At 71.2% G+C, this 23,740-nt stretch carries 20 protein-coding genes; 2 read left to right on the top strand and 18 right to left on the bottom strand.

The features are described from left to right. The first annotated feature begins 219 nt into the window (after positions 1-219). On the top strand, positions 220-2,115 hold the full coding sequence (locus ACFWP7_RS22005) for an SMI1/KNR4 family protein (RefSeq protein WP_384383324.1): 1,896 nt from the start codon (positions 220-222) through the stop codon (positions 2,113-2,115). A 74-nt stretch (positions 2,116-2,189) separates the two neighbouring features. Here the strand turns inward: ACFWP7_RS22005 and ACFWP7_RS22000 are convergent, their stop codons facing one another. The 17 genes from ACFWP7_RS22000 to ACFWP7_RS21920 form a co-directional block, all read right to left on the bottom strand. After that, a complete protein-coding gene (locus ACFWP7_RS22000) occupies positions 2,190-2,543 on the bottom strand; it encodes a transposase (protein ID WP_384383322.1) in 354 nt (117 codons plus the stop codon). A gap of 302 nt (positions 2,544-2,845) precedes the next feature. Further along, on the bottom strand, positions 2,846-3,061 hold the full coding sequence (locus ACFWP7_RS21995) for a DUF6243 family protein (RefSeq protein ID WP_384383320.1): 216 nt from the start codon (positions 3,059-3,061) through the stop codon (positions 2,846-2,848). A gap of 500 nt (positions 3,062-3,561) precedes the next feature. Next, on the bottom strand, positions 3,562-4,848 hold the full coding sequence (locus ACFWP7_RS21990) for an MFS transporter (RefSeq protein WP_384383318.1): 1,287 nt from the start codon (positions 4,846-4,848) through the stop codon (positions 3,562-3,564). 3 nt (positions 4,849-4,851) lie between these two features. Next, a complete protein-coding gene (locus ACFWP7_RS21985; protein ID WP_384383316.1) occupies positions 4,852-5,436 on the bottom strand; it encodes a DUF5825 family protein in 585 nt (194 codons plus the stop codon). Next, the gene (locus ACFWP7_RS21980) at positions 5,433-7,340 is read right to left on the bottom strand and encodes a RiPP maturation radical SAM C-methyltransferase (RefSeq protein WP_384383315.1); all 1,908 of its coding nucleotides are present in this window, start codon (positions 7,338-7,340) and stop codon (positions 5,433-5,435) included. Before ACFWP7_RS21980 ends, ACFWP7_RS21985 begins: the two co-directional genes overlap by 4 nt. 59 nt (positions 7,341-7,399) lie before the next feature. Further along, positions 7,400-7,525 carry a hypothetical protein gene (locus tag ACFWP7_RS21975; RefSeq protein WP_384383313.1) on the bottom strand — a complete coding sequence of 42 codons (126 nt, stop codon included), beginning with the start codon at positions 7,523-7,525 and terminating at the stop codon, positions 7,400-7,402. Between the two features lie 71 nt (positions 7,526-7,596). Continuing rightward, positions 7,597-7,737 carry a hypothetical protein gene (locus ACFWP7_RS21970; RefSeq protein WP_384383311.1) on the bottom strand — a complete coding sequence of 47 codons (141 nt, stop codon included), beginning with the start codon at positions 7,735-7,737 and terminating at the stop codon, positions 7,597-7,599. 13 nt (positions 7,738-7,750) lie between these two features. Continuing rightward, the gene (locus tag ACFWP7_RS21965) at positions 7,751-8,038 is read right to left on the bottom strand and encodes a hypothetical protein (RefSeq protein WP_384383309.1); all 288 of its coding nucleotides are present in this window, start codon (positions 8,036-8,038) and stop codon (positions 7,751-7,753) included. Positions 8,039-8,338: 300 nt separating this feature from the next. Then, positions 8,339-9,643: a sulfite oxidase gene (locus tag ACFWP7_RS21960; protein WP_384383308.1), complete on the bottom strand. Its 1,305-nt coding sequence runs from the start codon at positions 9,641-9,643 to the stop codon at positions 8,339-8,341. Positions 9,644-10,003: 360 nt separating this feature from the next. Next, entirely contained in the window at positions 10,004-12,097 is a 2,094-nt protein-coding gene (locus tag ACFWP7_RS21955; RefSeq protein ID WP_384383400.1) for an SWIM zinc finger family protein, read from the bottom strand. A 413-nt stretch (positions 12,098-12,510) separates the two neighbouring features. Then, positions 12,511-15,417: an SNF2-related protein gene (locus ACFWP7_RS21950; protein ID WP_384383307.1), complete on the bottom strand. Its 2,907-nt coding sequence runs from the start codon at positions 15,415-15,417 to the stop codon at positions 12,511-12,513. A 105-nt stretch (positions 15,418-15,522) separates the two neighbouring features. Continuing rightward, complete coding sequence (locus ACFWP7_RS21945) at positions 15,523-16,104, bottom strand: sugar kinase (protein WP_384383305.1); 582 nt, start codon at positions 16,102-16,104, stop codon at positions 15,523-15,525. Next, positions 16,101-17,246, bottom strand: coding sequence for an ROK family glucokinase (locus ACFWP7_RS21940; RefSeq protein ID WP_384383303.1), 1,146 nt, complete (start codon positions 17,244-17,246; stop codon positions 16,101-16,103). The genes ACFWP7_RS21945 and ACFWP7_RS21940 overlap by 4 nt, the downstream gene beginning before the upstream one ends. A 201-nt stretch (positions 17,247-17,447) precedes the next feature. Continuing rightward, entirely contained in the window at positions 17,448-18,269 is an 822-nt protein-coding gene (locus ACFWP7_RS21935) for an ATP-binding cassette domain-containing protein (protein ID WP_384383301.1), read from the bottom strand. Further along, positions 18,266-19,321 carry an ABC transporter permease gene (locus ACFWP7_RS21930; protein ID WP_384383299.1) on the bottom strand — a complete coding sequence of 352 codons (1,056 nt, stop codon included), beginning with the start codon at positions 19,319-19,321 and terminating at the stop codon, positions 18,266-18,268. Before ACFWP7_RS21930 ends, ACFWP7_RS21935 begins: the two co-directional genes overlap by 4 nt. Further along, positions 19,318-20,322 (bottom strand): sugar ABC transporter substrate-binding protein, encoded by a 1,005-nt coding sequence (locus tag ACFWP7_RS21925; protein WP_384383297.1) that lies wholly within the window; start codon positions 20,320-20,322, stop codon positions 19,318-19,320. The genes ACFWP7_RS21930 and ACFWP7_RS21925 overlap by 4 nt, the downstream gene beginning before the upstream one ends. A 234-nt stretch (positions 20,323-20,556) precedes the next feature. Continuing rightward, positions 20,557-21,294: a GntR family transcriptional regulator gene (locus tag ACFWP7_RS21920; RefSeq protein WP_384383397.1), complete on the bottom strand. Its 738-nt coding sequence runs from the start codon at positions 21,292-21,294 to the stop codon at positions 20,557-20,559. 129 nt (positions 21,295-21,423) lie between these two features. On the opposite strand from ACFWP7_RS21920, the gene ACFWP7_RS21915 reads away from it, so the two are divergent. After that, positions 21,424-22,437 carry a Gfo/Idh/MocA family oxidoreductase gene (locus tag ACFWP7_RS21915; RefSeq protein WP_384383295.1) on the top strand — a complete coding sequence of 338 codons (1,014 nt, stop codon included), beginning with the start codon at positions 21,424-21,426 and terminating at the stop codon, positions 22,435-22,437. A 116-nt stretch (positions 22,438-22,553) separates the two neighbouring features. Here the strand turns inward: ACFWP7_RS21915 and ACFWP7_RS21910 are convergent, their stop codons facing one another. Continuing rightward, positions 22,554-23,678: a cytochrome P450 gene (locus tag ACFWP7_RS21910; RefSeq protein ID WP_384383293.1), complete on the bottom strand. Its 1,125-nt coding sequence runs from the start codon at positions 23,676-23,678 to the stop codon at positions 22,554-22,556. Positions 23,679-23,740 lie beyond the last annotated feature (62 nt).

The following is a 23,740-nucleotide window of genomic DNA, read 5'->3' as shown; positions in this document are numbered from 1 at the left end:
GCGCCCGGCCGGGTGGGGCGGACAGGACATTGAGGGGGCTTCTGACCAAGCTCCTATCAGGTCATGTTCCACCTGGCCGGAGCCATGAAGAACGGGTCCCGGCAGCCGGACAGAACAACGCGAGGACAGCCCAGCAGGGCGTCAGTCAGTGGTGGAGCCACGACCACCGGAACCCGGCTACGAGTATCAATGTCAGTGGTGGGGTGCACGATCTCGGTCATGAGTGACGAGTCTTTCAACTGGCATGACTTCCTCGGCCGTTGGCAGGAGGAGTGGGTTCCCCGCGCCGAGCACCAGGAGGACGGGGACGCCGGTCCGGGTCCCGTCAGGCTGGGCAGGCCCGGGGCGGACGAGACCGCGATCACCACGGTCGAGAAGCGGCTGGGGAAGCGACTGCCGCCCTCCTACCGCCAGTTCCTGGCCGCGAGCGACGGATGGCGCGTGGAGCAGACGGCCGGGGTCTATCAGCTCGGTGGGATCGCGGACATCGACTGGTCCCGGGACCCGTACGGGTTGACCGAGATGTACGAAGAGAATCTGGGCGACGACCCGGGCGAGCAGGAAGTCCTGCTCGCCGGCATGTGGCAGCGATCGCTGCGCCTGGAGACGGACTCCGATATGACGCTAGCTCTGCTCGACCCGGGCGACCGCGACGAGCACGGCGAGTGGCCGCTCTACATCTACAAGGGCTGGAGCGGTGAATACCCGAACCGCTACCCGTCGTTCCGTGCCTACATGGAGGCCATGTACCGGAGCTTCCACGGCGACCGGGCGGGGCGGCCGGACTTCGAGAACGCCACCACGCGCGCCCAGGACGCCCGGGTCGAGGAGGCCCGCCTCCTCGCCCTGCGCGGACAGCATGAGGAGGCCCTGCCCTTGCTCGAGGAGGCGCGGTCCTTCGGACGACCGAACAGCGCCATTCTGCTGAACCAGTTGCAGCATCTGGCGGCTCCCCGCGCTCAGCGGGACTACGGCTCCTTTGTGGCTGACCCCCGCTATCTACCCGAGCTCCTTACGGTGTCGGCCATCGAACCGGCCTCCGGCGCACGGCGACTGGGCGGAGACGACCACTGGCTGGGGATGATGGCCGCCCGTGGGGTCGACCGGGAAATCGCCGAGGCCCTGTTGAGCGCGCTGCGCGACGGCACCCATCGCTATGAGCCGCCGGGTGATTGGGGCCGGGCCGTCAACGAGGCCCGGGAGTCGGCCCGATGGGGAGCGACCGATGCCGCGTGGCGAATGCTGCGTGTCGCGCTTACCCAGTGGACACCACCTGGGCCTTTGCTGCTCGCGCCCCTTGGCCTGCTCGCCGATCCGGTTCTGGGGTCGCTGATCACCCCGCAGCGCGGGCGAGAGATCCTCGCGACCCCGCGCGCAGGCGAGTCCGGGCCCGCTCCCGAGCCGGCGCCCGATCTCGACCCGCCGGGTCTCACCTGGCTGGTGACGACCGGGATACATGGGCGACCGTTCGACGCGTACCGCTGCGTCTGGGTCGAGGGCGCCGACCCCGCCGACCTACCCGCTCTGATAGGCGACGAGGGTGCCGAACTGAGTGCGCCCGTGCACGCAGCCAGGGCGTACCGGCCGTTGAGGCAGAACCACGAGCGGGAGGGCGTCGAGCTCTGGGAGGACCGGGCCGCGGTCATGGCCGGCCGCTGCAGCGAGGGGTGGGCCTTCGCCTTCGACGGCCAGTCCCACCAGGGCATCAACCACCTGTTCCAGTCCCCCGCCGCGGCCGCCTCCGCGTCGGGTCGCGCCGTGGTGGTGTGGCGTGAGCCGCAGCGGCACTCGGCTGATCACCCGGCCGCATTCCATGTCTCGGTGGCCGAACGCGGCGTGGAACTCTATGCGTTCACGGTGCGGGGCAACGACATCCGGCGCTCGGGTGCGATACCCAACACCCTGGATCCCGCGCGTTTTGTCGGCTCACCGGACACCCATCTTGACCGAGAGACATGCCTGTTGGAGACCCTGCACGCCGAACTGGGCATTTCGCTTCCCTGTTTCGCCCTGTCCCAGGGCAGCCTCCCCATGTTCACCACCCGGTCCTGGACCCGGGCGCCCCGTGAGGGCGAAGGCTTCGCCTACCTGGGCTTCGTACGGCGTCGCCCCTGAGGCGACGCCACCACGGAGCCGCGCCCACGGCCTCGGCCACCCGGGCGAAGCGGCGGTCGTCGTATTCGGCATTGTCACCCTGCCAACCCGTACAACCCGTGGCCACACCGCCGCCGCTCCCCCGGGCAGCGCGTCCAGGAGTCCTGCGTCTGCGGGTCGACCCGCAGACGCGTGAACACGATGCGATGGAGCGCAGCGTTGGCCTGCCGGTCGCCGCCGCGGTTGAGGCGACGGTACTGCCGGCGTCCGGAGGAACACTCGGCGGGACCGACCCCGCACAGCACAGCGAAGGACGCCGCACTGTCCAAGCGTTCCGGGTTGGCCCCCACCGTGATCAGCAAGGTGACGGCCATGTCCGTGCCGATGCCCACCACAGTCAGCAGGTGCGGGGCGCAGCGTTCGACGAGCCGGGGCAGGCGGCCGTCCAAATCCTGGATTGCGCGGTGAGCTGTCCTATTCGGTGGGGCCGGCAGACACAGGGTGATGCGGGTGGCCTGCAGCTCCGTCCCTGCTGCGTCCTCGTCGTTCTTGCTGTCGTCGGCGAACCGTGCGCAGGTACGGAAGTGTGTCGGGTTGCAGCCCGGCCAGTTCCTCCCGAAGGGTCGGGTTCGGCGGGTGCTCGGCCGAGAGCTGAGCGGGACCGGTGGCGCCCAGTACGGCAGGAGGGCCCGGACCGCGCGTCGCGGTCCGGGCCCTACCCCATGCGGTGCCGCCCTGCGACGGCGGTGCGTCAGCTCTGTGCGGCGTCGTCGCTCGTCTGCCCAGCGTCCTCGGCTGCGCCGACCTTCTCGCGCATCTTGCGCACCAGCTCTGCCTTCTGGTCGGCAGCACCCTGGCGGTCGAGGTTGCGGTGCGGACCGTGGTTCTGCCGTTCGGCGCGGGACAGCTTCTTGCGCTTGCCGCCGCCCATGCCCACGGGGTTGTTGATGTTCTTGCTCACGGTCACGGGTTCTCCCGGCAAAGATATGAAGTGATCTACGGATTCATCGGTGAGGGACGGGCGCGGCGACATCGAAGGACGTCAGCAGGGGCCCGTCACCCGCTCACTCGTAAATCGGCGTCTGAAAGAACATGACCAAGACGGTACCCGGTCCCGTCGGCCCCGCACACCAAGATTTTCGCCGTCCCGGCGTCGGCCGGGCCTTCAGCGAGCACCCGGGGCCAGCCGTTCCCTTCCAGTCAGCTAACGGACCATGCCCCCTCACATCACGGAGCCCCGCCGGACGGAGGCGGGCCAGCGGGGGTTCTACAGCTCCACAATCCCTGTGAGCGGGGTCCTGGCTGTAGCAGTTTGACCAGGTGGAAGACCTCCCGGGCCGTCTCACGACTTCCCAGTTCCTGGCCCGGTCGCGCATCCCCCAGCACCACCTCCCCCGCAGGGCGACGACAGGTCTTCGGAGCAGGCGGCGTACCGGACAGGGTCGAACGGGAGGCCGTCGTGAGTGACTAGCGGCGGCTCTGCGCCTCCGCGTCCAGGGCCCGCTCCGGCACCGTGCCGCCCGCCCCCATGGGTGCCCAAAGGGTCGTCGCGGAGAGCAGGGTTATGGCCGCCGCACCCATGAGCATGGGCACGTTGCCGAGCCAGGCGGCCAGCGCACCGCCCGCAAGGGCTCCGACCGGCACTGTCGTGAGCAGCACCGCCTGCACGAGTCCCGCGACGCGGCCCTGCATGCCGTCAGGGGTGACCAGTTGCTGCGTGGTCGTCATGGAGATCATCCATACGGTGCCGGAGAGGCCGTAGCAGACCTGGTACGCGAGCAGCACGGGGAAGGCGAGGCCCAGCGACGCGGCTGGGATCAGGAACACGGCAGTGCCTGCCGCGAGCCCGAAGATCTGCGTGGCCCGCCACAGCCCCGAGGTCCTGGCGAAGCGTCCTGCGAGCAGGGCGCCCGCCAGGGTGGCCGCGCTGTAGGCCGCGTACGTCGCGCCCAACTGCCAGGCAGGCAGGGCGAGATCACGGGTCGCGTAGAAGACGTAGAGGGCGGCCGCCGCGCCGCTGCCGAGGTTGAGTCCGGCGCCCGCCAGGACCATGCGGCGCAGCCGGCGCTCGGCACGCACCACCGCGAGTCCCGTACGCAGTGAGCCGGCCAGGGACTTCGCGTGGGCGGGCTCCCGCGAGCCTGTCAGGGCGTTCAGCGCGACGGGAAGCGCGAACAGGAGGAGCGCCTCGATCGCGTAGGCCACACTGCCCGCGAGGAGCGCCGCGTCGGCTCCGAGGAGCCCGACCATGACACCGCCGAGCGCAGGGCCGCCGACCTGTCCGCTCGTACGGGCCGCGGTCAGCGCCGAGTTGGCGGCGAGGAGCCGCTCCGCGCCGACGACGCGCGGCAGCGCTGCCTGGAGCGCGACCGTGAGCGTGAAGGTCAGGGTGCCCGAGACGCCTGCGACCACGTACAGGTGCGCCAGGGTGACATGCCCCACCGCGCCGGCCAACGGGATCGAGCCGACGACCAGGGTCTGCAGGCTGGTCACCCACACGAGGAGGCGGCGCAGCCTGATCCGGTCGACGATCGCTCCGGCCAGCGGGCTCAGCACGGCGCCGGGCAGATAGGTCAGCGCCAGCAGCGCGGCCGCCCCGAACGGCCCCGCGCCGAGGTCGGTCACTGCCAGCAGGGTCAGTGCGAGAGCGGTGATCTGCCGCCCGACAGAGCTGGCGACCTGCTCGCCGCACAGCAGCACGAAGGGACGGTGGCGACGCAGGAGGACCGTCCCGTCGGCCCGTGACGCGCCCACCCCTCAGATCCCCGTGCAGGGAACGGGCCAACGGCGCAGCCGCGGCGGCAGGGCCACCGCCCAACCGTCGGCGACGAGAGCGAGCCGCTCGGCCGCGAGCAGGTCGACGGCCTCCCGTTGCACGGCGTCGAGTTCACCTAGCGGCGTGGGCTCCTGGACCCTGGCGAAGGTGGCGACCAGATCCGGGTGGTCGAGGGTGAACCTCGCCGAGGCGGGCCGCTCTCTGCGGTCCATGACGGTGATGAAGTCCGGGCCGCGGCGGTGGTAGAGCATACCGGCGGGGAAGGCGGCGTGCGAGGCGCGCCAGGCGCTCAACTCACCTGGTTCGTCGGGCCGTTCGACGGGCGGCGGGAGGTGGTGCAGCATCCGTAAGTACGGGGTGTCATGCGTGTCGGGCGCGTCGTCGCCTCGCGGCCGGTCTTCGTAGGCGATCTCCCAGTGCGGACGGAGCTGTTGGCTCTGGCACTCGCGCAGGAACTGGACCGCCACCACCGTCTCGCGTCCCGCCCCGCCCAGGCGCAGCGGCACGTCCACGTGGACCTGTCGGCCGATCAAGCGGTGGGGGACGGTCTCGGGAAGCCCGGTCATCCGGCCGCCTCCTGACGGCCCGTGAACTGCGGAGCCGGGTCGGGGTCGATGCGGTCCGGTACGTCCCACGTAGGCAGGGACACGTACGTCCGCCCGTCGCGGAACACCAGCCCCGTCGCCTGAGCCTGCTGGATCCACCCGTTCAGCTCCTCGGCCGGGATGTCGTGTCCGTCGCCGGTGAGCAGCCGGCGCAGCGCGGGCTCCGTCCGCCCGTCCTCGAGGCGGCGCAGCGCTTGCGCCTGCCAGCCGGTCAGCCGGTGGGTGCGGCGGGGCCAGCCGTGGCGCCGGTCGTGTACGAGCAGTACGTCCATGCCGTCCTCCGGTTCCGCTTCCTCCATCACCAGGCTCGATCCGTGATGGCCGTCGCGCCATGCCGCGACGGCCCGCTTGAGCCGGCTCTCGGTCTCTCCGCCGATGCCCGCGTCGTCCGTCGCGAACAGGTAGACAAGGTCGGTGAGTTCGGACTCGGGCAGCTCGTAGACATGGTGATACATCTCGGCTGGGCGCCGGTTGCCGAAGCCGAACCCCGGGTCCGTGAAGTTCGGGCTGAACCGCTCCAGTTGGATGCGGTGGGCGCCGCCCGGGGGCTGCAGGTGGACGAGCGCGGGCAGTTGGTCGACGACCGGGGCGTAGTCCTCGGCGGTCTCGCCCGGGAAGCCGTACAGGTAGTTCCAGGTGACGGTCAGCGCGTGGTTCTCGCACTCACGGAGTGTGCGGACGTTGCGGGCGCCGCTGACGCCCTTGTCCATGAGGTCGAGGACCCGGTTGCTCAGGCTTTCGATGCCGGGCTGGATGAGCACGGCTCCGGCCCGCCCGAGGAGGGCGATCTGTTCACGATTGAGGTTGGACTTGACCTCGTAGTGCATCCGCAGGTCCCAGCCGCTCTCGGCGGCGAGAGGCAGGAAGTCCTTGAAATACGCCATGTCGATGATGTTGTCGACAGTGACGACGTCGAGGATGCGGTGCCGCCGTACGAGGTGGTCGATCTCGCTCCACAGCTGCTCGCCCGACTTGGCGCGGAACGCCATGGAGGAGCCGTTGAGCCCGCAGAAGGTGCAGTGGTGTTTCTCGCCCCACCAGCAGCCGCGTGCCCCCTCGACCACCAGCTTCGGGTAGACGTATTCGAGGACGGGGGAGGCGTCGAGGGCTGCCTGCCACTGATCGTAGTCGGGCGCGGGGATGTCGGAGGGCGCCACGGTGCGCCGGGACTCGGTGTTCGCCCGCGAGACCCGGCCGTCCGTCTGCCCTTCCCACCAGCACAGACCCGGTACGTCGGCAGGTGGCGTGTCGGCGTCCAGGTGGCGCAGGAGCGCCGGGAAGGCGTACTCGCCCTCGCCGCGCACCACGTGGTCGACGAAGGGATGGTTGCGGTGCAGGGCGTGCCCCATCGGGCCGTCGCAGTTGCTGCCGCCGAAGACCACGGTGAGCCCGGGACGGTGGCGCTTGAGCTCCCTGGCCAGCGCGAGCGAGGGTACGTTCTGCATGAACGTGGTGGTGAACCCGACGACGTCCGGTTCCTGGGCGAGCACCTCTCTCGCGCACTCGTCGATGAACTCGGCCGCGTGGACCCGCATGTCGGCGGCGGTGTCGATGCAGAGACCGCGACGTGCGGCGTACTCCTTCAGCCTGGCGACGCCCCAGTTCTCATCCTCGTACAGCACACCCGAGAAGACCCAGTCACCGAGGCCGTCGAAGATCGAATCGCTGCCGATCGTCTCGTAGTCACCGGGGCGCAGCCGCCCGCCGGACCGCTCGAGGAGGAACTCCGCCCAGCGCAGCGAGCCGTGGAACTCACGCACATCGTCGTCCGGGCGGACCTGCCGCAACAGCTGGTGCAGCAAGCCCACTTGGAGAGAGGGCAGATCGATCGGGTGCCACGGCATGGTCACCAGATGTACGCGCACACCACTCTCCCCCGTCACCGTCCCCTTGATATCCACCTCACGCTCACGTTCCCGCCCGGTCAGCGGGTCGGCGGGCGCTTCTCCATGACGGCGGGCTTGCGGTTCGTGCGCTCCTCTTCGCGGATCACTACCTTTTTGATCTCCACGACTCTCCCCTGGCCGACGACCTCGAACTCACGTGCCACATAGAGCAATTCACCTTATGGGGCATCACATGCGCCCCACAAGAACCCCGACGGCGGAGCGGCCCCGCCCGTCAGAGGCCGTGCAGCACGGGATCACCGAGAGCGACTTTGGGATATTCGGGGTCGCCCTGGTCATGGCCCTCGGTCGTGAGGGAAGCAACGCTGTTCAGGCCCGCGGTCGCCTTCACCGGCCGGTTGATCTGCGCGGTCACGCCAGGACCCCGCTCACAGGGGCTGTGAAACGGCGCCGGTGAGCTCCTGCGGGGCGGTGTTCTTGACGGTGCAGGTGGCGCCGTCGACGACCCCCATGGCGTAGCTGCCAGGGCAGAAGGCGAAGACGACGACCTTGCCGTCGGCGTCGTAGTCGCCGACGGCGTCGTAGTCCCCGACGGTCAGCGCCGCGCCGCACTGGTCGCCACCGCGACCGGTCGGATCCGGTTGATGCGGATGCGTCCACGCCCAGGCCCCGTCACGCCGCCCGGTGGAACACCTCGCCGCGCCGCGGCAGCACATGAGGGCAACAACAGTGCCAATTCCGGGGGGACGTAGATGCGGCCGGGCCCGACTCAGCACGCGACCGAACCCCCGGCCGGGGCGAGCCAACGGGGGTTCTGCATCGTGCTCTTCTGCCACACTCCGATCACGAACACTATCGATGCACCGGGACCAAGAAGCCCTCACCTGTACAAACGAGAGGGCAGGGCTCGTCGTCTCACTCACCGTTCCACGCCAACTTCCGTCCCTGTGGGGGCGGACACAGGCCCCTGGCTGTGCGCGCCGCCCACACGGGTCCGCCACATGCGGGACATGCACTCAGGACACCTGGACGGGGTGTCGGACCACCGCGTCGAAGAGGTAACCCTGGGTGTTGAGGACGGTCGTCTCCGGCTGGGTGCGGCCCGTGGTGTCGGTCGCCCGGGCCAGCAGGGTGTACGTCCCTGGAGTCTTCGGACGCCAGTCGGTGGACCAGCGGACCCAGCCCGCGCGGCTCGGGGCGTCGTACAGCCGGGCACGTCGCCAGTTCGTCCCGCCGTCGGTGCTCACGTCGACACGGCGGACGCCACCGGCACCCGACCAGGAACGGCCGGTGAGCCGATGGTCCGTGCCGGCCGGGAGGCTCGCGTTCCAGGCGAGCTCGAAGGCGCTCTTGAGGGTCTGGCGGGTGAGGGGCACGCTGCCGCCCTCGGGGTACGCGGCGCCGAACAGCCGGTAGAAGTCGGTGTTCCACGGCGAGTAGAGCGGCTGGGCGGACACCTCGATGTCGCCGACCCACTTGATCGAGGCGATGCCCACCCAGGAGGGCACAAGGACGCGCACCGGGTGACCGTGGTCGACCGGCAGCGGTTCGCCGTTCATCTCGTACGCGAGCAGTACGTCGTCCAGTGCCTTCGACAGCGGCAGCGGACGGCGGACATGACCCAGGTTCGTGCCGTCCGCGGTGACGTACTCGGCGTCCAGGCCCCGGGGCAGGACGTCCACGGCGCGGTCCGTGAGTCCGGCCCTGCGCAGTACCTCGGCCAGCCGTACGCCTTTCCAGCGCGCCGTGCCGATCGCGCCGAGCGTCCACGCGGTGCCGCTGACCGGCTGCCCCTGCTGCGTCGTGAAGAAGCTGCGGCCGTTGCCCGCGCACTCCACGAACGCGGTACGGGTGGTGGCGGGGAGCCGCTTGAGGTCGGCGAGGGTGAACTCGACGGGCTCGCGCGCGAGCCCGTCTCCCCAGAGGGTGAGGCTCCATGCCTTGGCGTCCAGGACGGGGGTGGAGGTGTGATTGCGTACGAAGAAGTGGTCGTTGGGGGTGTGGTAGCCGGTGCCGGCGAGGGACGCGAACCTGGTCTCGGCGTTCGTGCCGCGGGCCGTGAACCACTCGTCCGGGAGGGGTTTCACGATCCCGGGAACCGTCGCGGAGGGAGACACCGATGTCGCGTTGGCAGCCGTGGCGGCCGCTGCGGGTGCGCCGAAGGCCGTGGACACGGCCGTGGTGAGCCCGGCCGCGGCGAGCAGCCTGAGCATGTCGCGACGGGCCACCCCGTCGGCCCGCGCGTCTCCCGCCAGCCACTGACGGAGTCTGCGGCGGTCGTAGGCGGATTCGGAGTCGGGCGTGGGAGACGACTGGGGCATGGAGGGGCCTGCCTTTCGGGCCGTTCGGGCGGGAGGCGAAGGCGCGGGGCACGGTGAGGTGCGCCGCGCCGTGAGCGTGCGAGGGAGCGGCACTCCAGGGGGTGCCTTAACTACAAGAGGGGTTGCGGCGTCGGCAGCGGGGACGCGACGGCCAAGGCACGGACCGTGTCCGTGGTGAGGATCAGCAACAACAACCGCGCGAGGAACACGCGCAGGACCGCGGGGCGGGGCGGTGGTCACTGAGGCACATGAGCGCCAGGGTACGAGCCGGTGGCCCAACTCGTCGAGAATTCCGGGCAGTCGGTGTTCCGGAGCATCAACTGGTCGGCAGCGGACGGCGGGCGAGCGCCGACGCCCGTGTCAGAGGTCGCCCGATGCGCCGAGGCCAGTGAGCGCGCCCACCGGGTCGAGGTCGGGGGTGCCACGGGGCCACCAGTCGTCCTGGCCCGGTTCGGATTCGTAGGCGTACCAGAGGCCGCTGTGGCCGAGGCGGAGTTGGGCGTGGCCTCGCGGGTGGGTGAGGTGGTTGCGCCAGGGGCGGAAGGCGGGGAGGTCGGCGGCGAGGAGCAGCGGGCGGGCCCGGTCGAAGCGGCCCGCCGGTGGGTCCCAGGGCTCTTCGAGGACGGCGAGCCCTTCGAAACCGCCCTGCCGCCAGGCGGCGACCGCACGGGCGAGGTCGGCCCGGGTGCGTCCCGCGGCAGCGGCGAGCGAGGCGTACAGGGTGCGGGTCGCGGCGGTGAGGCCGGAACCGGGCCGGGCGGCGGCGAGGCGCACCGCGTCCTGCCAGAGCGTCAGCCCCGCGACCGGATCGCGGCCCGCGGTGAGCAGCGCGTGCGCGCGGGCGGCCGCGTCGGTGGCCAACTGGTCCAGCGCGAACGGGTCCGGGCCGCCCGGCGCGTCCGGATAGGTCGGTGGCTGCTCGGGGTGCGTGGGCGGTGGGAGCGGCGCCGGGAGGGGTGGCAGTACACGCCGCGCGAGGGCGTCGCGGGCGCGGATGCCGGGGACGGGGGCCGGTTCCTGGTCCTGGGCGGCGCGGGCGATCCGGGTCGCGTTGCGGCGGGACAGCGCGTCGAGCAGTTCGCGTTCGCCTCGGCCGCGCAGGAGGAGGAGCACGAAGGGGTCTTCGTCCAGCAGCCGTGCGGTTTGGTAGCAGAGGGCAGCCGCGTGCTTGCAGGGGTGCCCGAAGTCGGGGCAGCTGCAGTGCGGTTCGAGCTCGCCGGGGCCGGGAAGCAGGGCGACCCCGCACTCGGCGAGCGACTTGGGCATCTCCTTGTCGAGCAGCGCGGCGATGTCCCCGGGCCGCTCGGCGACCGTGTCGAGGAATCTGTCCCAGTCGGCGTCGGACAGTGTCCCCAGGGCGACCTGTACGCGATAGGGCCGCGGACGGCTCCCGTGCACGTAGGCGAGCACCAGCCCCGGTGTGACGGTGACCGCGTCCACGTGCCCGCGCCCGGCATACGCCCGCCCCCGAGCGAGCCGCGCCGCATCGAGCGCCCCCTCCTCCAACGCCCTCACCCACGCGTTTCCCCACCACGTCTCCGCGAAGCCGTCATCCCCTGACGCCCGCGCCGGAAAGGCCTCGAAGGTACGGCGCAACTCACCGTCGCGCCCAGGGGATCCCATGGAACGCGGGAGCCGGGCGGCCATGGTCGCAGGTGGCTCTGCGGGCATGGGGTGCGCGGGGCGCTGGGTCTGGGGCGCTCCGCGCCGGGGCGTGGCCTCCGGGGAGGCGACGGCTGCGGAATCCGGCTGGGCGGCGGGGTGCGAGTCCGGGGTCGCCTCGCGTGCGGGCCCGGGGTGCGCGCCCCGGACCACCACCGCCACCCCCTCGGGCGGCGCCCAAGGCGAATCCGAGGTCGGGTCGCGCGGGTCTTCAGACCGTGGCGCCCGCAAGTCCTGGATCGACTCACCCGCGGCAGCAGCTCGCGCGGAATACGCATCCCTGGACGCCTCGGGCGCGTCCCCGGCCTGCACCGAGCCCGAGCCAGGAACTGCCTCACCACCGCCTCCGCGCCGCGCCGGGCCCGCACTTGAGGCCCCGTCGAGCCAGTCGTCCGTGAGTGCAGGCCGACGTCCCACAGCCCCGGCGTCAGCGGGGGCGGAGGGGTCGGCCGCGTCGCGTGGTGCTGTGTCGGAGGGCAGGTGGAAGGCTGCGGCGAGCAGATCGCGTACGTCTTGAGGCTGGGTGGGCCGGTTCTGGCTCCGGGTGTTCCGCCGGGCCCCGGAAGCGGCGCGCGTCGGGTCGGTGGACCGGCGCCCCGCCTCAACCCCCCTGTTTCCAGGGTCCGTTCCCCGCTTGGTTCCGGCGTCCGTGCGCGCCTGCCTCGCCTCACCCCGCGCGGCGCGCAACGCCTCGCGCGCGATGTCCCCCGGGCGCGAGCCCCCTGCGGCGGGACTGCCCGTCGGGATGCCCGACGTCTCCGCCTCCGTCTCGACCGGTGTCCCGGCCGACATCTCGGCCGGTGTCCCGGTCTCGGCAGGAGACTGTGCCTGGCTGGGGTCCACGGCAGCGTCGAACACCTCAGCCGCACCGGCGCGGGCACCCTGAACCGCTCCGGTACCGGAGGCGGACCTCTCCGCGGCCGCCCGTCGCAGCGCCTCACGTGCCACGTCGCCCGGTCGCGCTCCCGGGGAGGACGCCCTCTGGGGAGGCGCGTCGGCAGCGACCTGCTCAGCCGACTGATCGGACTGATCCGAATGAGCTGACTGGGCTGAGTCGTCAGCCCCCTCGTCTCCCCTGGCCTCGCGCTCCCGCGCGGCCCGTAGCGCCCGACGGGCCACGTCAGCGGGGCGCGTCCCCGATGCAGGGCATGACTGGTCGGGGCCCGAACCCTCGGTCACCGGAGGGGTCTCCTCCACGCCGTCGTTCACGCGGACCTCCGAAGGGACACCAGGTCCGACAGCTCGCGGTCGGTCAGCTCGGTGAGGGACGCCTCGCCGGATCCGAGGATCGCGTCCGCGAGGGCCCGCTTCGCTTCGAGCATCTCGGCGATGCGGTCCTCCACGGTGCCCTCGGTGATGAGACGGTGGACCTGGACGGGCTGGGTCTGACCGATGCGGTAGGCGCGGTCGGTGGCCTGTTCCTCGACGGCCGGGTTCCACCAACGGTCGAAGTGGACGACGTGGCCCGCCCGGGTGAGGTTCAGGCCGGTACCGGCGGCCTTGAGGGAGAGCACCAGGACCGGGGTCGAACCGCTCTGGAAACGGTCCACCATGTGCTCGCGCTCGGGGATCGCGGTTCCGCCGTGGAGGAGCTCCACGGGGACCGCGCGCGCGGCGAGGTGTGCGGTGATGAGACGAGCCATGCCGACGTACTGCGTGAAGACGAGTGCCGAGCCGTCCTCGGCGAGCAGCGTGTCCAACAGCTCGTCGAGCAGGGCGAGTTTGCCGGACCGGGCGGAGGGTCCGTGGCCGGCCGCCCGAGCGTCCTCCTTCAGGTAGAGCGCCGGGTGGTTGCAGATCTGCTTGAGGGAGGTGAGGAGTTTCAGGACCAGGCCTCGTCGGGCGATGCCGTCGGCGGTCTCGATGGCGAGCAGGGACTCGCGGACCACCGCCTCGTACAGGGAGGCCTGTTCGCGGGTCAGCGGGACCGGGTGGTCCGTCTCCGTCTTGGGCGGGAGTTCGGGGACGATTCCGGGGTCCGACTTCTTGCGGCGGAGCAGGAACGGGCGGATCAGCCGGGCCAGGCGGTGCACCGCCTCCTCGTCCTCGCCGTTCTCCACGGCGCGCGCGTGCCGGGCGCGGAAGGACTTGAGGGGGCCGAGCAGACCGGGGGTGGTCCAGTCGAGCAGGGCCCAGAGTTCGGAGAGGTTGTTCTCCACGGGGGTGCCGGTCAGCGCCACGCGCGCGGGGGCCGGGATCGTCCGGAGCGCCTTCGCCGTCGCCGAGTAAGGGTTCTTGACGTGCTGTGCCTCGTCGGCGACGACCATGCCCCAGGTCTGCTGGGCGAGGTGCGCCGCGGCCGACCGCATCGTGCCGTAGGTGGTGAGGACGAAGCCGCCGTCGAGGTCTTCCAGGGTGCGGTCGGGTCCGTGGAAGCGGCGGACGGGGACACCGGGCGCAAAACGGGTGATCTCCCGCTGCCAGTTGCCCAGCAGCGAGGCCGGGCAGACGACCAGGGTCGGCTCGGGGCGGGCCCGGCGCAGGTGCAGTGCGATGAGGGTGACGGTCTTTCCGAGCCCCATGTCGTCGGCAAGGCAGCCGCCGAGACCGAGGGAGGTCATGAGGTCCAGCCAGGCGAGCCCGCGGAGTTGGTAGTCCCGGAGCTTGGCCTGGAGACCGGGTGGTGGCTCGACGGGGGTCACGCCCGCCGTCAGCCGGTCGCGCAGCGCGGCCAGTGCACCGACCGGCACCGCCTCGACGGTCTCGCCGTCGACGTCGGCGCTGCCGCTGAGCGCGACGGAGAGCGCGTCGACCGGGTCGAGCAGGCCCAGTTCGCGTTTGCGGGCCTTGCGGACGAGGGCCGGGTCGACGAGCACCCACTGGTCACGCAGCCGTACGACGGGACGGTGGGCCTCGGCCAGGGTGTCCATCTCGGCCTCGGTGAGCGGGTCACCGCCGAGCGCCAACTGCCAGCGGAACTGGAGCAGTTCCTCGCTCTCGAAGAACCCGGTGCCGTCCGTGGCCGACCCGGGCGCCGGGCGCACCACCGCCGCCGCGCTCAGGTCGTGGGCGAGGTCCCGGGGCCAGTGCACGGCAACTCCGGCCGCACCGAGCCGGTTCGCCGCGATGCCGAGCAGGTCGGACAACTCCTCTTCGGAGAGCGCGAGTACGTCGGGCACGTCCTGCTCGGACAGCCGATCCAGGGGCGGCCAGACACGGGCCGCGCGACGGACGGCCAGGGCGGCGTCCACGCGCGCGCGGGGACCGAACGTCGCGTCGGCGTCGCCCGACCACAGCGCGGCGGCGTCGACGACAAGGGTGGGGTCGGCGAGGCTGTGCACCTGCACGACGGCCGCACCCGCGCGGCGCGCTCCCTCGCCGTCGTCGAAGAGCTGGTAAGCCGACAGGTCCAGGCGGAGCGAGATCCGCACGCCCGCGTCCATGCCCGCGGCGACCTCCGCGGCCCAGTCATGGGCGCGGGGCAGCCGCTGCGGCGCGATCGCGGCGAAGGGTTTGCCTGAGGTGAACCGCGCGGCCGGGGTGCGCGGCAGTGTGTCGGCGACAGCGTCCAGGAAGGACCGCATCAGCGCTTCCGGTTCCGGCAGCCGGAGCGGGCCCTTGCCGGGGAGGGGGACGGCGTGTCCTTCGTACGGCAGGGCCGCGGCGACCGCCCTCAGGTGCGCGATGTCGTCCGGGTCCAGTGGGCCCGCGCGCCAGGCGTCGAAGCCGTCTGCGGTCAGGCCCGGCAGCAGCCTCCCGCGTGCGACGAGCCGCAGCGCGTGCAGCGCGGCCGCGCCCCAGCAGGCCGTGGCGGGATGCGCGGCGGGGTCGCGACGCGCCCCGGCCAGCAGCGGCAGGGCCTCGTCGATCGGCAGGCACACGGCGGGGACGGTGCCTCTGCGGACTCCGGAACCATGCCGCCGTACCACCGTCAGCTCGGTCGGCTCCGCGGACGGTCCCCGCTCAACACGCTCACCGAAGGACGGGCCTCGCTCGACGCTCTCGCCGGAAGACGGTCCCCGTTCGTCGGCGGGTCCCTCGGGCGGCTGCGGCTCGGCGTCCGGATCCCAGAAGGCGATCCGCCCCTCACGCGGCAGCGGCGCGGGCAGGAAGACCGCGGCGAGGCGCACCGGGACCACCCTCTCGGCCACCGCATCCATCCTGTCCCCCATACGCCCGGTCACCTCCAGCCCGTCAGTCCGATCAGTTGTCTTCGACTGTACGGGCGGGCTCTGACAATCGGCCTCGGCGGCGACGCCGGCAGGCAGCGGCACCGGTCAGGGAGTGGTGCGCGAGACCAGGTACACCATGGGGCGCTCGGGGTTGGACAGGTTCACGACGATGTCCTGGGTGGGTGCCGGGTCCTTCTGCGTGTGGACGAGGCCCGACCACGGGCCGGCGCCGGTGAACTTCCAGCCGACGACCTCCTGGTCGTGGGCGCTGATGGTGAAGTCGTCCTTCTGCAGGGCGGCGCGGCTGGTGCCGACGTAGCCCAGGAACCTGTCCAGGCCCGCGCTGTCGGTGCCGAACTGGACGTACAGGCGGCTCGTCTTCCAGTTGTTCGTCTCGTAGTAGGCGATGTCGGTCGCGCCCCCCGGGATGGTCACCTGGTAGACGCGGCGCTGGACGCGCGACGGCCAGCCCGCGGTGAGGCCGGTCGCCGAGTACTTGTCCTCCTTCTCCTTACCGGCGTCGCGGCTCTGGTTGGCGGAGATCACCAGATAGCCGGCCGGGACGCCGATGAGCAGCCCGATGATCAGCAGGGTGATGGCGCGGCGGCGGAACTTGCGGCGCGGGTTCTCGGGCGGCCGTTCGGGCTCGTCCGGCGGGGACGCCTGGCGCGGCAGCGAGGCCGTCACAGCGACTCCTGGGACGTACGGCGGGACTCCACAAAGCGCTCGTACCGCTCGTAGCGCTCCACTCGGCGGCGGTTGGCGCGGCGGAAGCGGCGGGCGACGAGCCGGGCGAGGTCGGCGGCGCCGACCATGCCGGCCTCGGGACCGAGCTGGGCGCGGGCGATGCGGGCCTCGGGGCGGTAGCCGCGGCCGGTGAGGTGCCTGCGGAACGCGTCGCGCGCGGGGACGATCAGCAGGTCGTCGGCCGCGCTGACACCGCCGCCGATCACGAAGCAGGAGGGGTCCAGGGCTGCCGCCAGGTTGGCGATGCCGACGCCCAGCCACTGTCCGATGTCCTGGAGCAGCTCGACACACATGGCGTCGCCCTCGCGGGCCAGTTCGGTGATCAGCGGCCCGGTGATGTCGGGGATGCTGCCCTTGACCCGCTCGATGAGGCCGTACGCCACCGGGGAGTCGGCGGCGGCGAGTTCGCGGGCCTCGCGGACCAGCGCGTTGCCGGAGCTGTACTGCTCCCAGCAGCCGCGGTTGCCGCACGGGCAGCGATGGCCGCCGGGCACGACCTGCATATGGCCGAACTCGCCCGCCACGCCGAACTTGCCGCGCTTGACCTGGCCGTCCTCCAGTATCGAGCCGCCGATGCCGGTGCCCAGCGTGATCATGACGAGGTGGTCCTCGCCGCGGCCCGCACCGAAGCGCCACTCGGCCCAGGCGGCGGCGTTGGCGTCGTTGTCGACCAGGACGGGGACGGCGAGGCGGCTGGAGATGCGGTCCCGAAGGGGCTCGTTGCGCCACGACAGATGCGGGGCGAACAGGATGCGGTTGCGGTCGGCGTCGACCCAGCCGGCCGCGCCGATGCCGACCGCGTGGACGTCGTGCCGGTCGGAGAGGTCCAGGACCAGTTCGACGATGGTGTCCTCGACGACCCTGGGGCTCTTGGACTTGTCCGGCGTCTCGGCGCGGATCTTCTCCAGGATGTTGCCGTCGGCGTCGACGACACCCGCCATCACCTTCGTGCCGCCGATGTCGATACCGACGGTGGGGACGCGCGGGGCAGTCAGGTGGGAACGGCGCTCGCGTGTGCCCACGGTCCGCAGGACGGTGGCCCGCGCGGAGCCGCGGTGTGCGAGGTCGCGGTAGGTGCTCATCGCGCCGATTGTGCCCTACGCACGCGCTGGCCTGCACGGTGGGAGACCGGCGGTGCGCCGGGCCGATCCGTAATACGCAGGGGCTTGGGGAATCCGCAGGGGCTTCGGGCCGGTGCGGACACCGCGGGCTCGCTGTGGCTGGTCGCGCCCCGCGGCGGGGCCGCACATGTCACAGCCCCGCGCCCCTACGGGGCGCCCTCCTCACGTCGCCCGTTCCAGCTCGTGACGCAGGTCGTCCAGCTCACTCCCGCCCGCCATCTGGCGGGTCAGCTCGTCCAGGGTGATCTCGTCGCGCAGATGGCTGCCGGACATCGTGCCCCTCTTCAACAGCACGAAGCGGTCGCCCACCAGGTATGCGTGATGCGGGTTGTGGGTGATCAAGACAACGCCCAACCCGGCATCCCGTGCTGCGGCCACATATTTGAGGACCACACCGGACTGCTTGACGCCGAGGGCGGCGGTGGGCTCGTCGAGGACGAGGACCTTGGCGCCGAAGTGGACGGCGCGGGCGATCGCCACGCACTGGCGTTCACCGCCGGAGAGGGTGCCGATGGGCTGGTCGACGTCGCGGAGGTCGATACCCATACGCAGGAGTTCCGCGTGGGTGGTCCGGCGCATGAACTCGATGTCCATGCGCTTGAAGGGGGCGACGCCCTTGGACGGCTCGGAGCCGAGGAAGAAGTTCCGCCAGACCGGCATCAGGGGGACGACGGCGAGGTCCTGGTAGACCGTGGCGATACCGCGGTCCAGGGCATCGCGCGGGGACAACAGGCGGGTCTCCTCGCCCTCGATGCGCAGGGTGCCCGCGTCGTGCTGGTGCAGACCCGCGATGATCTTGATGAGGGTCGACTTGCCCGCGCCGTTGTCGCCGAGGACGCAGGAGATCTCGCCTGCGTGGACTTCCAGTGAGACGCCTTCGAGGGCGCGGATGTTGCCGTAGTACTTACTGACGTCGTCGAGCTCGACGAGTGCCGCACCTTCCGGGGCGGCCGCGTCCTTCGTCATCTTCGCGTCCGTCGTCATTTCGTCGCCTCCGCGCGCTTGCGGACCCAGTGGTTGAGCAGGGTCGCCAGGAGCAACATCACTCCCAGGAAGAACTTGAACCAGTCCGGGTTCCACTCGGCGAACACGATGCCCTTGCTGACCATGCCGAAGATCAGGGCACCGACCGCCGCGCCGACCGCGGAGCCGTAGCCGCCGGTGATCAGACAGCCGCCGATGACGGCCGCGATGATGTACGTCAGTTCGTTGCCGACGCCCTCGCCGGACTGCACTACGTCGAACGAGAACAGCAGGTGCTGGCCGGAGATCCAGGCGCCGAAGGCGACGCCCATGTAGAGGCCGATTTTTGTTTTGTCGACCGGTACGCCGACCGCGCGGGCCGCTTCCTCGCCACCGCCGACGGCGAAGATCCAGTTGCCGATGCGGGTGCGCAGCAGGATCCAGGTGGCGACGACGATCAGGCCCAGCCACCACAGGATGGTGATCTTGAAGTCGACGTCGCCGATGGTGAGCGTCGAGGCGAAGACGTCCCTGGCGGAGGAGAAACCCTGCATGTCGGAGATCGACTTGGTCGAGACCGTGCCGCTGATCAGCTTGGTGAAGCCGAGGTTCATGCCGGTCAGCATCAGGAAGGTGCCGAGCGTGATGATGAAGCTGGGCGGGTCGGTGCGGGTCAGCATGACGCCGTTGAAGACGCCGATCGCCAGTGTGACGACCAGCGAGACCAGGACGCCGACCCAGACGTTGGCGGTCATCTGGTAGCTGAACATCGAGGAGATCAGCGCGGAGGACGTCACCATGACGCCGGCGGACAGGTCGAACTCGCCGCCGATCATCAGCAGCGCGACGGGTACGGCCATGATGCCGATGGTCGAGGAGGCGTACAGGACCGTGCTGAGGCTGGCGGCCCGTACGAAGCTGTCCGCGAAGATCGCGAAGAAGAGGAAGACCGCGATCGCGCCGACCACCGAGCCGAGTTCCGGCCGGCCCAGGAGCTTGCGCAGCGGCGAGGTCTTGAGGAGGCGCTCATCGGACTTGGCACCGGGCGAAGGCGCAGGTGCTGTGGCGGTCACCGGGTGCCCCGCTCGGTGTACTTCTCCAGTGCGGCGGCCATGTCCTTGGTGATGATCTGCGGTCCGGTGAGGACCGGCTCGCCGCCACCGAGCACGTCGGCGTTGTACCTGTAGAGCCAGAGCAGGTCCACGGCCTCGTACCCCTGGAGGTAGGGCTGCTGGTCGACGGCGAAGCCGAGCGTGCCGTCCTTGAGCTCCATCGCGACCTTCGCGTTCAGGTCGAAGGTGTCGATCTCGGCCTTGCTGCCCGCGTCCGCCTTGGCCTTGACCGCGGTGTCCGCGTACGGGGCGCCGAGCGTGACGACCGTGTCGATGGAACTGTCGGCCTGGAGCTTGGCGCCGATGGAGGACTGCACGTCGGGCATGCTCGTGCCCGTGACGTAGAGGTTCTCCACGGTGCCGTCGAAGGTCTTCTTGATGCCCGCGCAGCGCTGCTCGTGGCCGACGTTGCCCTGCTCGTGCAGGATGCACAGGGCCTTTTTCCTGCCCCGCTTGTTCAGCTCGTCGCCCACGGCCTCACCGGCGATCGTCTCGTCCTGGCCGATGTGCGTGAGCGCGCCGAACGCCTTGGACTCCTCGGAACCCGAGTTCACGGTGATCACCGGGATGCCGGCCTTCTCGGCGCGGGCGACCGCCGCCTTCATGGCGTCGGGCTTGGCGAGCGTGACGATGATGCCGTCGACCTGCTTGTCGACCGCGGCGTCCACGAGCTGCGCCTGCTGTTGTGCCTCGTCGTCGTGCGAGTACAGGAAGTTGATGTTGTCCTTGATCGCGGCCTGCTTCGCGCCGCTCTGGACGATGTCCCAGAAGGTGTCGCCATCGCCCGAGTGGGTGATCATCGCGAAGGTCCACTCGGGAGTGTTCACCGCGGCCCGGCCCTGGGCTGCCGCCGCCTGCCGGGCGTCCTCGGCCCGCTTCCCGCCGGTGGCGCTGCATCCCGCGAGGGACATCCCCAGCGCCCCTGCGAGCGCGATGCTTACCCAGGTCCGAGTCCGTGCCACGAGGCCGTGCCCTTCTTGCCGTGCTGCTTGGTCCGCGGGGCCCCGCGGACCGGCCCGGAGGGCCGTCCCATGGATCCCGGGGGCCGGCATCTCACCGGCCCAAACGCCCAAGTATCAGTCACGGGGATCATGCACCCCACCAGCGGGTCCCGCGCGCGGCGTACTTCTGCCGCTGCCGTACGCCCTTCTCGGTGACGATCTTCAGGCAGGGACTGTCGGCGGAGCCGCCGCGCGTCAGGGCCGTACGAGGAGCTGGAACTCGAAGGAGTAGCGGGAGGCCCGGTAGGTGTGGGACCCGAACTCGACCGTGCGGCCGGTGTCGTCGAAGGTGGTGCGCTGCATGGTGAGCAGGGGTGCTCCGGTGGGCTCGCCGAGCCGCTCGGCCTCCTCCGCGGTGGCCGCGCGGGCGCCGATGGACTGGCGGGCGCTGTGCAGGGTGATACCCGTGGCACGCATCAGCCGGTACAGGCCGGTGGCCTCCAGCTGGGCGGAGTCGAACTTCAGCAGCCCCGGTGGCAGGTGGTTGCAGAGGTACGCCATCGGCTCCCCGTGGGCGAGCCGTAGCCGCTCGACGCGGTGTACGTCGCTGCCCTCGGCCACCGACAGAGCGGCCGCGACCTCGGCGGACGCCGGCTCGACGGTGTTGACGAGCACCCGGGTCGCGGGCCGCTGCCCGGCCGCCTCCAGGTCGTCGTACAGGCTGCTGAGCTCCAGCGGGCGCTTGACCTGGCTGTGCACGACCTGGGTGCCGACGCCCCGGCGCCGCACGAGCAGGCCCTTGTCGACGAGGGACTGGATGGCCTGGCGGACGGTGGGCCGGGACAGCCCGAGCCGTCCGGCGAGCTCGATCTCATTACCCAGGAGGGAGCCCGGGGTCAGCGTTCCGTGCTCGATCGCGGCCTCCAACTGCTGGGACAGCTGGAAGTAGAGCGGGACCGGGCTGCTGCGGTCGACGCTGAGCTGGAGCGACACGGTCGGGTCCACATCTGGTTTGGGCACGGCCCCGAGCGTAGCTCCGGGAGATGTTGACGGGAAGTTGTGAAGTTCGATTGTCCGGACAAACCATTGACAGGGTGCCGGGTCCACCCTCACTTTGTAGCCATGCGCATCGGACTCATCGGAGCGGGTCGTATCGGGACATTCCACGCGACCACTCTGAGCCGCCACCGCGAGGTCGGCGGCTCTCTCATCGTCACGGACGCGGACACCGCACGGGCTCAGGAGCTCGCGGACCGCCTCGGTGCCACGGCAGCGCCCAGCGTGGACGAGATCTTCACCTGGGGCGTGGACGCCGTGGTCATCACCGCGGCGACCTCCGCCCACGCCGAACTGATCGGCCGCGCGGCGCGGTCCGGACTCCCGGTCTTCTGCGAGAAGCCCATCGCTCTCGACCTGCCCGGCACACTCGCCGCCCTCGCCGAGGTCGACGCGGCCGGAACCGTGCTCCAGCTCGGCTTCCAGCGCCGCTTCGACGCGGGCTACACGGCCGCGCGCGAGGCGGTGCGCTCCGGACGGCTGGGGCGACTGCACACGGTCCGGGCGATGACGTCCGACCAGTCACCGCCCCCGGCCGGCTACCTCCCGCTCTCGGGCGGCCTCTACCGGGACTGCCTGATCCACGACTTCGACATGCTGCGCTGGGTCACGGGCCGAGAGGTCGTCGAGGTGTACGCGACCGGGTCGGACGCCGGACCCGCGATGTTCCGCGACGCGCGGGACATCGACACAGCCGCCGCCGTCCTCACCCTCGACGACGGCACCCTCGCCACGGCGACGGCGACCCGCCTGAACGGCGCGGGCTACGACGTCCGCATGGAGCTCGCCGGCGAGCTGGACCAGATCGCCGTCGGCCTCGACGACCGTACGCCGATCGCGTCCACGGAGCCTGCCGGGCCGCCGGCCGCCGACAAGCCGTGGACGGGTTTCCTGGAGCGCTTCGCCCCCGCGTACGAGGCCGAGCTCGCCGCCTTCGTCGACCTCGTGCGCGGCGAACGCACCAACCCGTGCGACGGCCGCGAGGCCCTGCACGCCCTGCGCATCGCGGAGGCGTGCGAACTGTCACGACACGAGCGGCGCATGGTCCGACTGGCGGAGATTCCCGGCGGCCGGGACTGACCGCGGACACTTCGGGCGTACGGAACTGACGGCCGGGCGCGAGGCTTCAGGGCCGGGCTCCTTCGCTCGGCACCCCGGCCCCGGCTCTCGGGATCGAAACCCCGCAGGCTGCTCACTCACCACCGCACGGGCAGGCTGCGCACGCCCCGCATCAGCATGCCGGGCAGCCAGTCGCCGGGCGGGCCGTCGAGGGCGAGGTCCGGGCAGCGGTCCAGCAGGGAGCGAAGGGCGACGCGGGCTTCAAGGCGGGCGAGGGGCGCGCCCAGGCAGTAGCGGAGGCCGTGCCCGAAGGCGAGGTGACCGCGGGCATCACGCCGGATGTCGAAGCGGTCGCGCGCCGGATACCGCACCCCGTCGCGGTCGGCGGCGGTGAGGCCGATCATCACCGCGTCGCCCGCATCGATGGCCCTGCCACCGATGTCGAGGGGTTCGGCGGCGTACCGGAACGTCGCGTTCTCCACCGGACCCTCATAGCGGAGCGTCTCCTCCACGGCGCCGCCCAGAAGCGTCCTGTCGGCGCGCAGGTCGGCGAGTTGGACGGGGTGGGTGAGCAGCGCGTGGAAGCCGCTCGATATGAGGTTGACGGTCGTCTCGTGTCCGGCGATGAGCAACACGAAGGCCATGCCGCGCAGTTCCTGGGGCGAGAGCCGGTCGCCGTCCTCCGCGGTCGTGCGGATGAGACTGCTGAGCAGGTCGTCGGCCGGAGCGGAACATCTCTTGTCCTCGATCAAGTCGGTCAGATACGCGGCGAGTTGGACGAAGGCGTCGTGCTCGCGCGCCGTACTGCTGGGCGCGACGGCCTCGTTCGACAGCGTGCGGAACGCGTCCCGGTCGATCTCGGGCACGCCGAGCAGCTCACAGATGACGGTGAGCGGCAGCGGATACGCGAGCGACTCCACGAGGCCGGCGCGCCCGAGCGGCAGCATCGCGTCGAGCAGCTCGTCGGTGATCTCCTGGACGCGCGGCCGCAGTGTCTCCACGCGGCGCATGGTGAACTCGCGCGCGATGAGCGCCCGCAGTCGCGTGTGCTGCGGCGGGTCCGCGACCAGCAGATACTTGCCGATCAGCTCCTCGTCGAGGAACCTGACCCCGATCTTCTCCCCGTCCTTGGCCAGCCGCGGATCGGCGAGCGCCGCCCGCGCCTCCTCGTATCCGACGACGAGCCAGGTCTCGTGGTGGGCATCGGGGGCCGGTAACCGCACCCGGTGCACCGGCCCGAGCGCGCGCAACTCGGCATACACGGGATGCGGATCCTCCCTGAACCGCGCCCCGTACACAGCCGGGATCACCGACCAAAGTCGTA

It is taken from the genome of Streptomyces sp. NPDC058470, from assembly GCF_042721055.1.
Lineage (GTDB): Bacteria > Actinomycetota > Actinomycetes > Streptomycetales > Streptomycetaceae > Streptomyces.
Note: the sequence above shows the minus strand (reverse complement) of the source record. Positions and strands in the feature narration are given on the sequence as shown.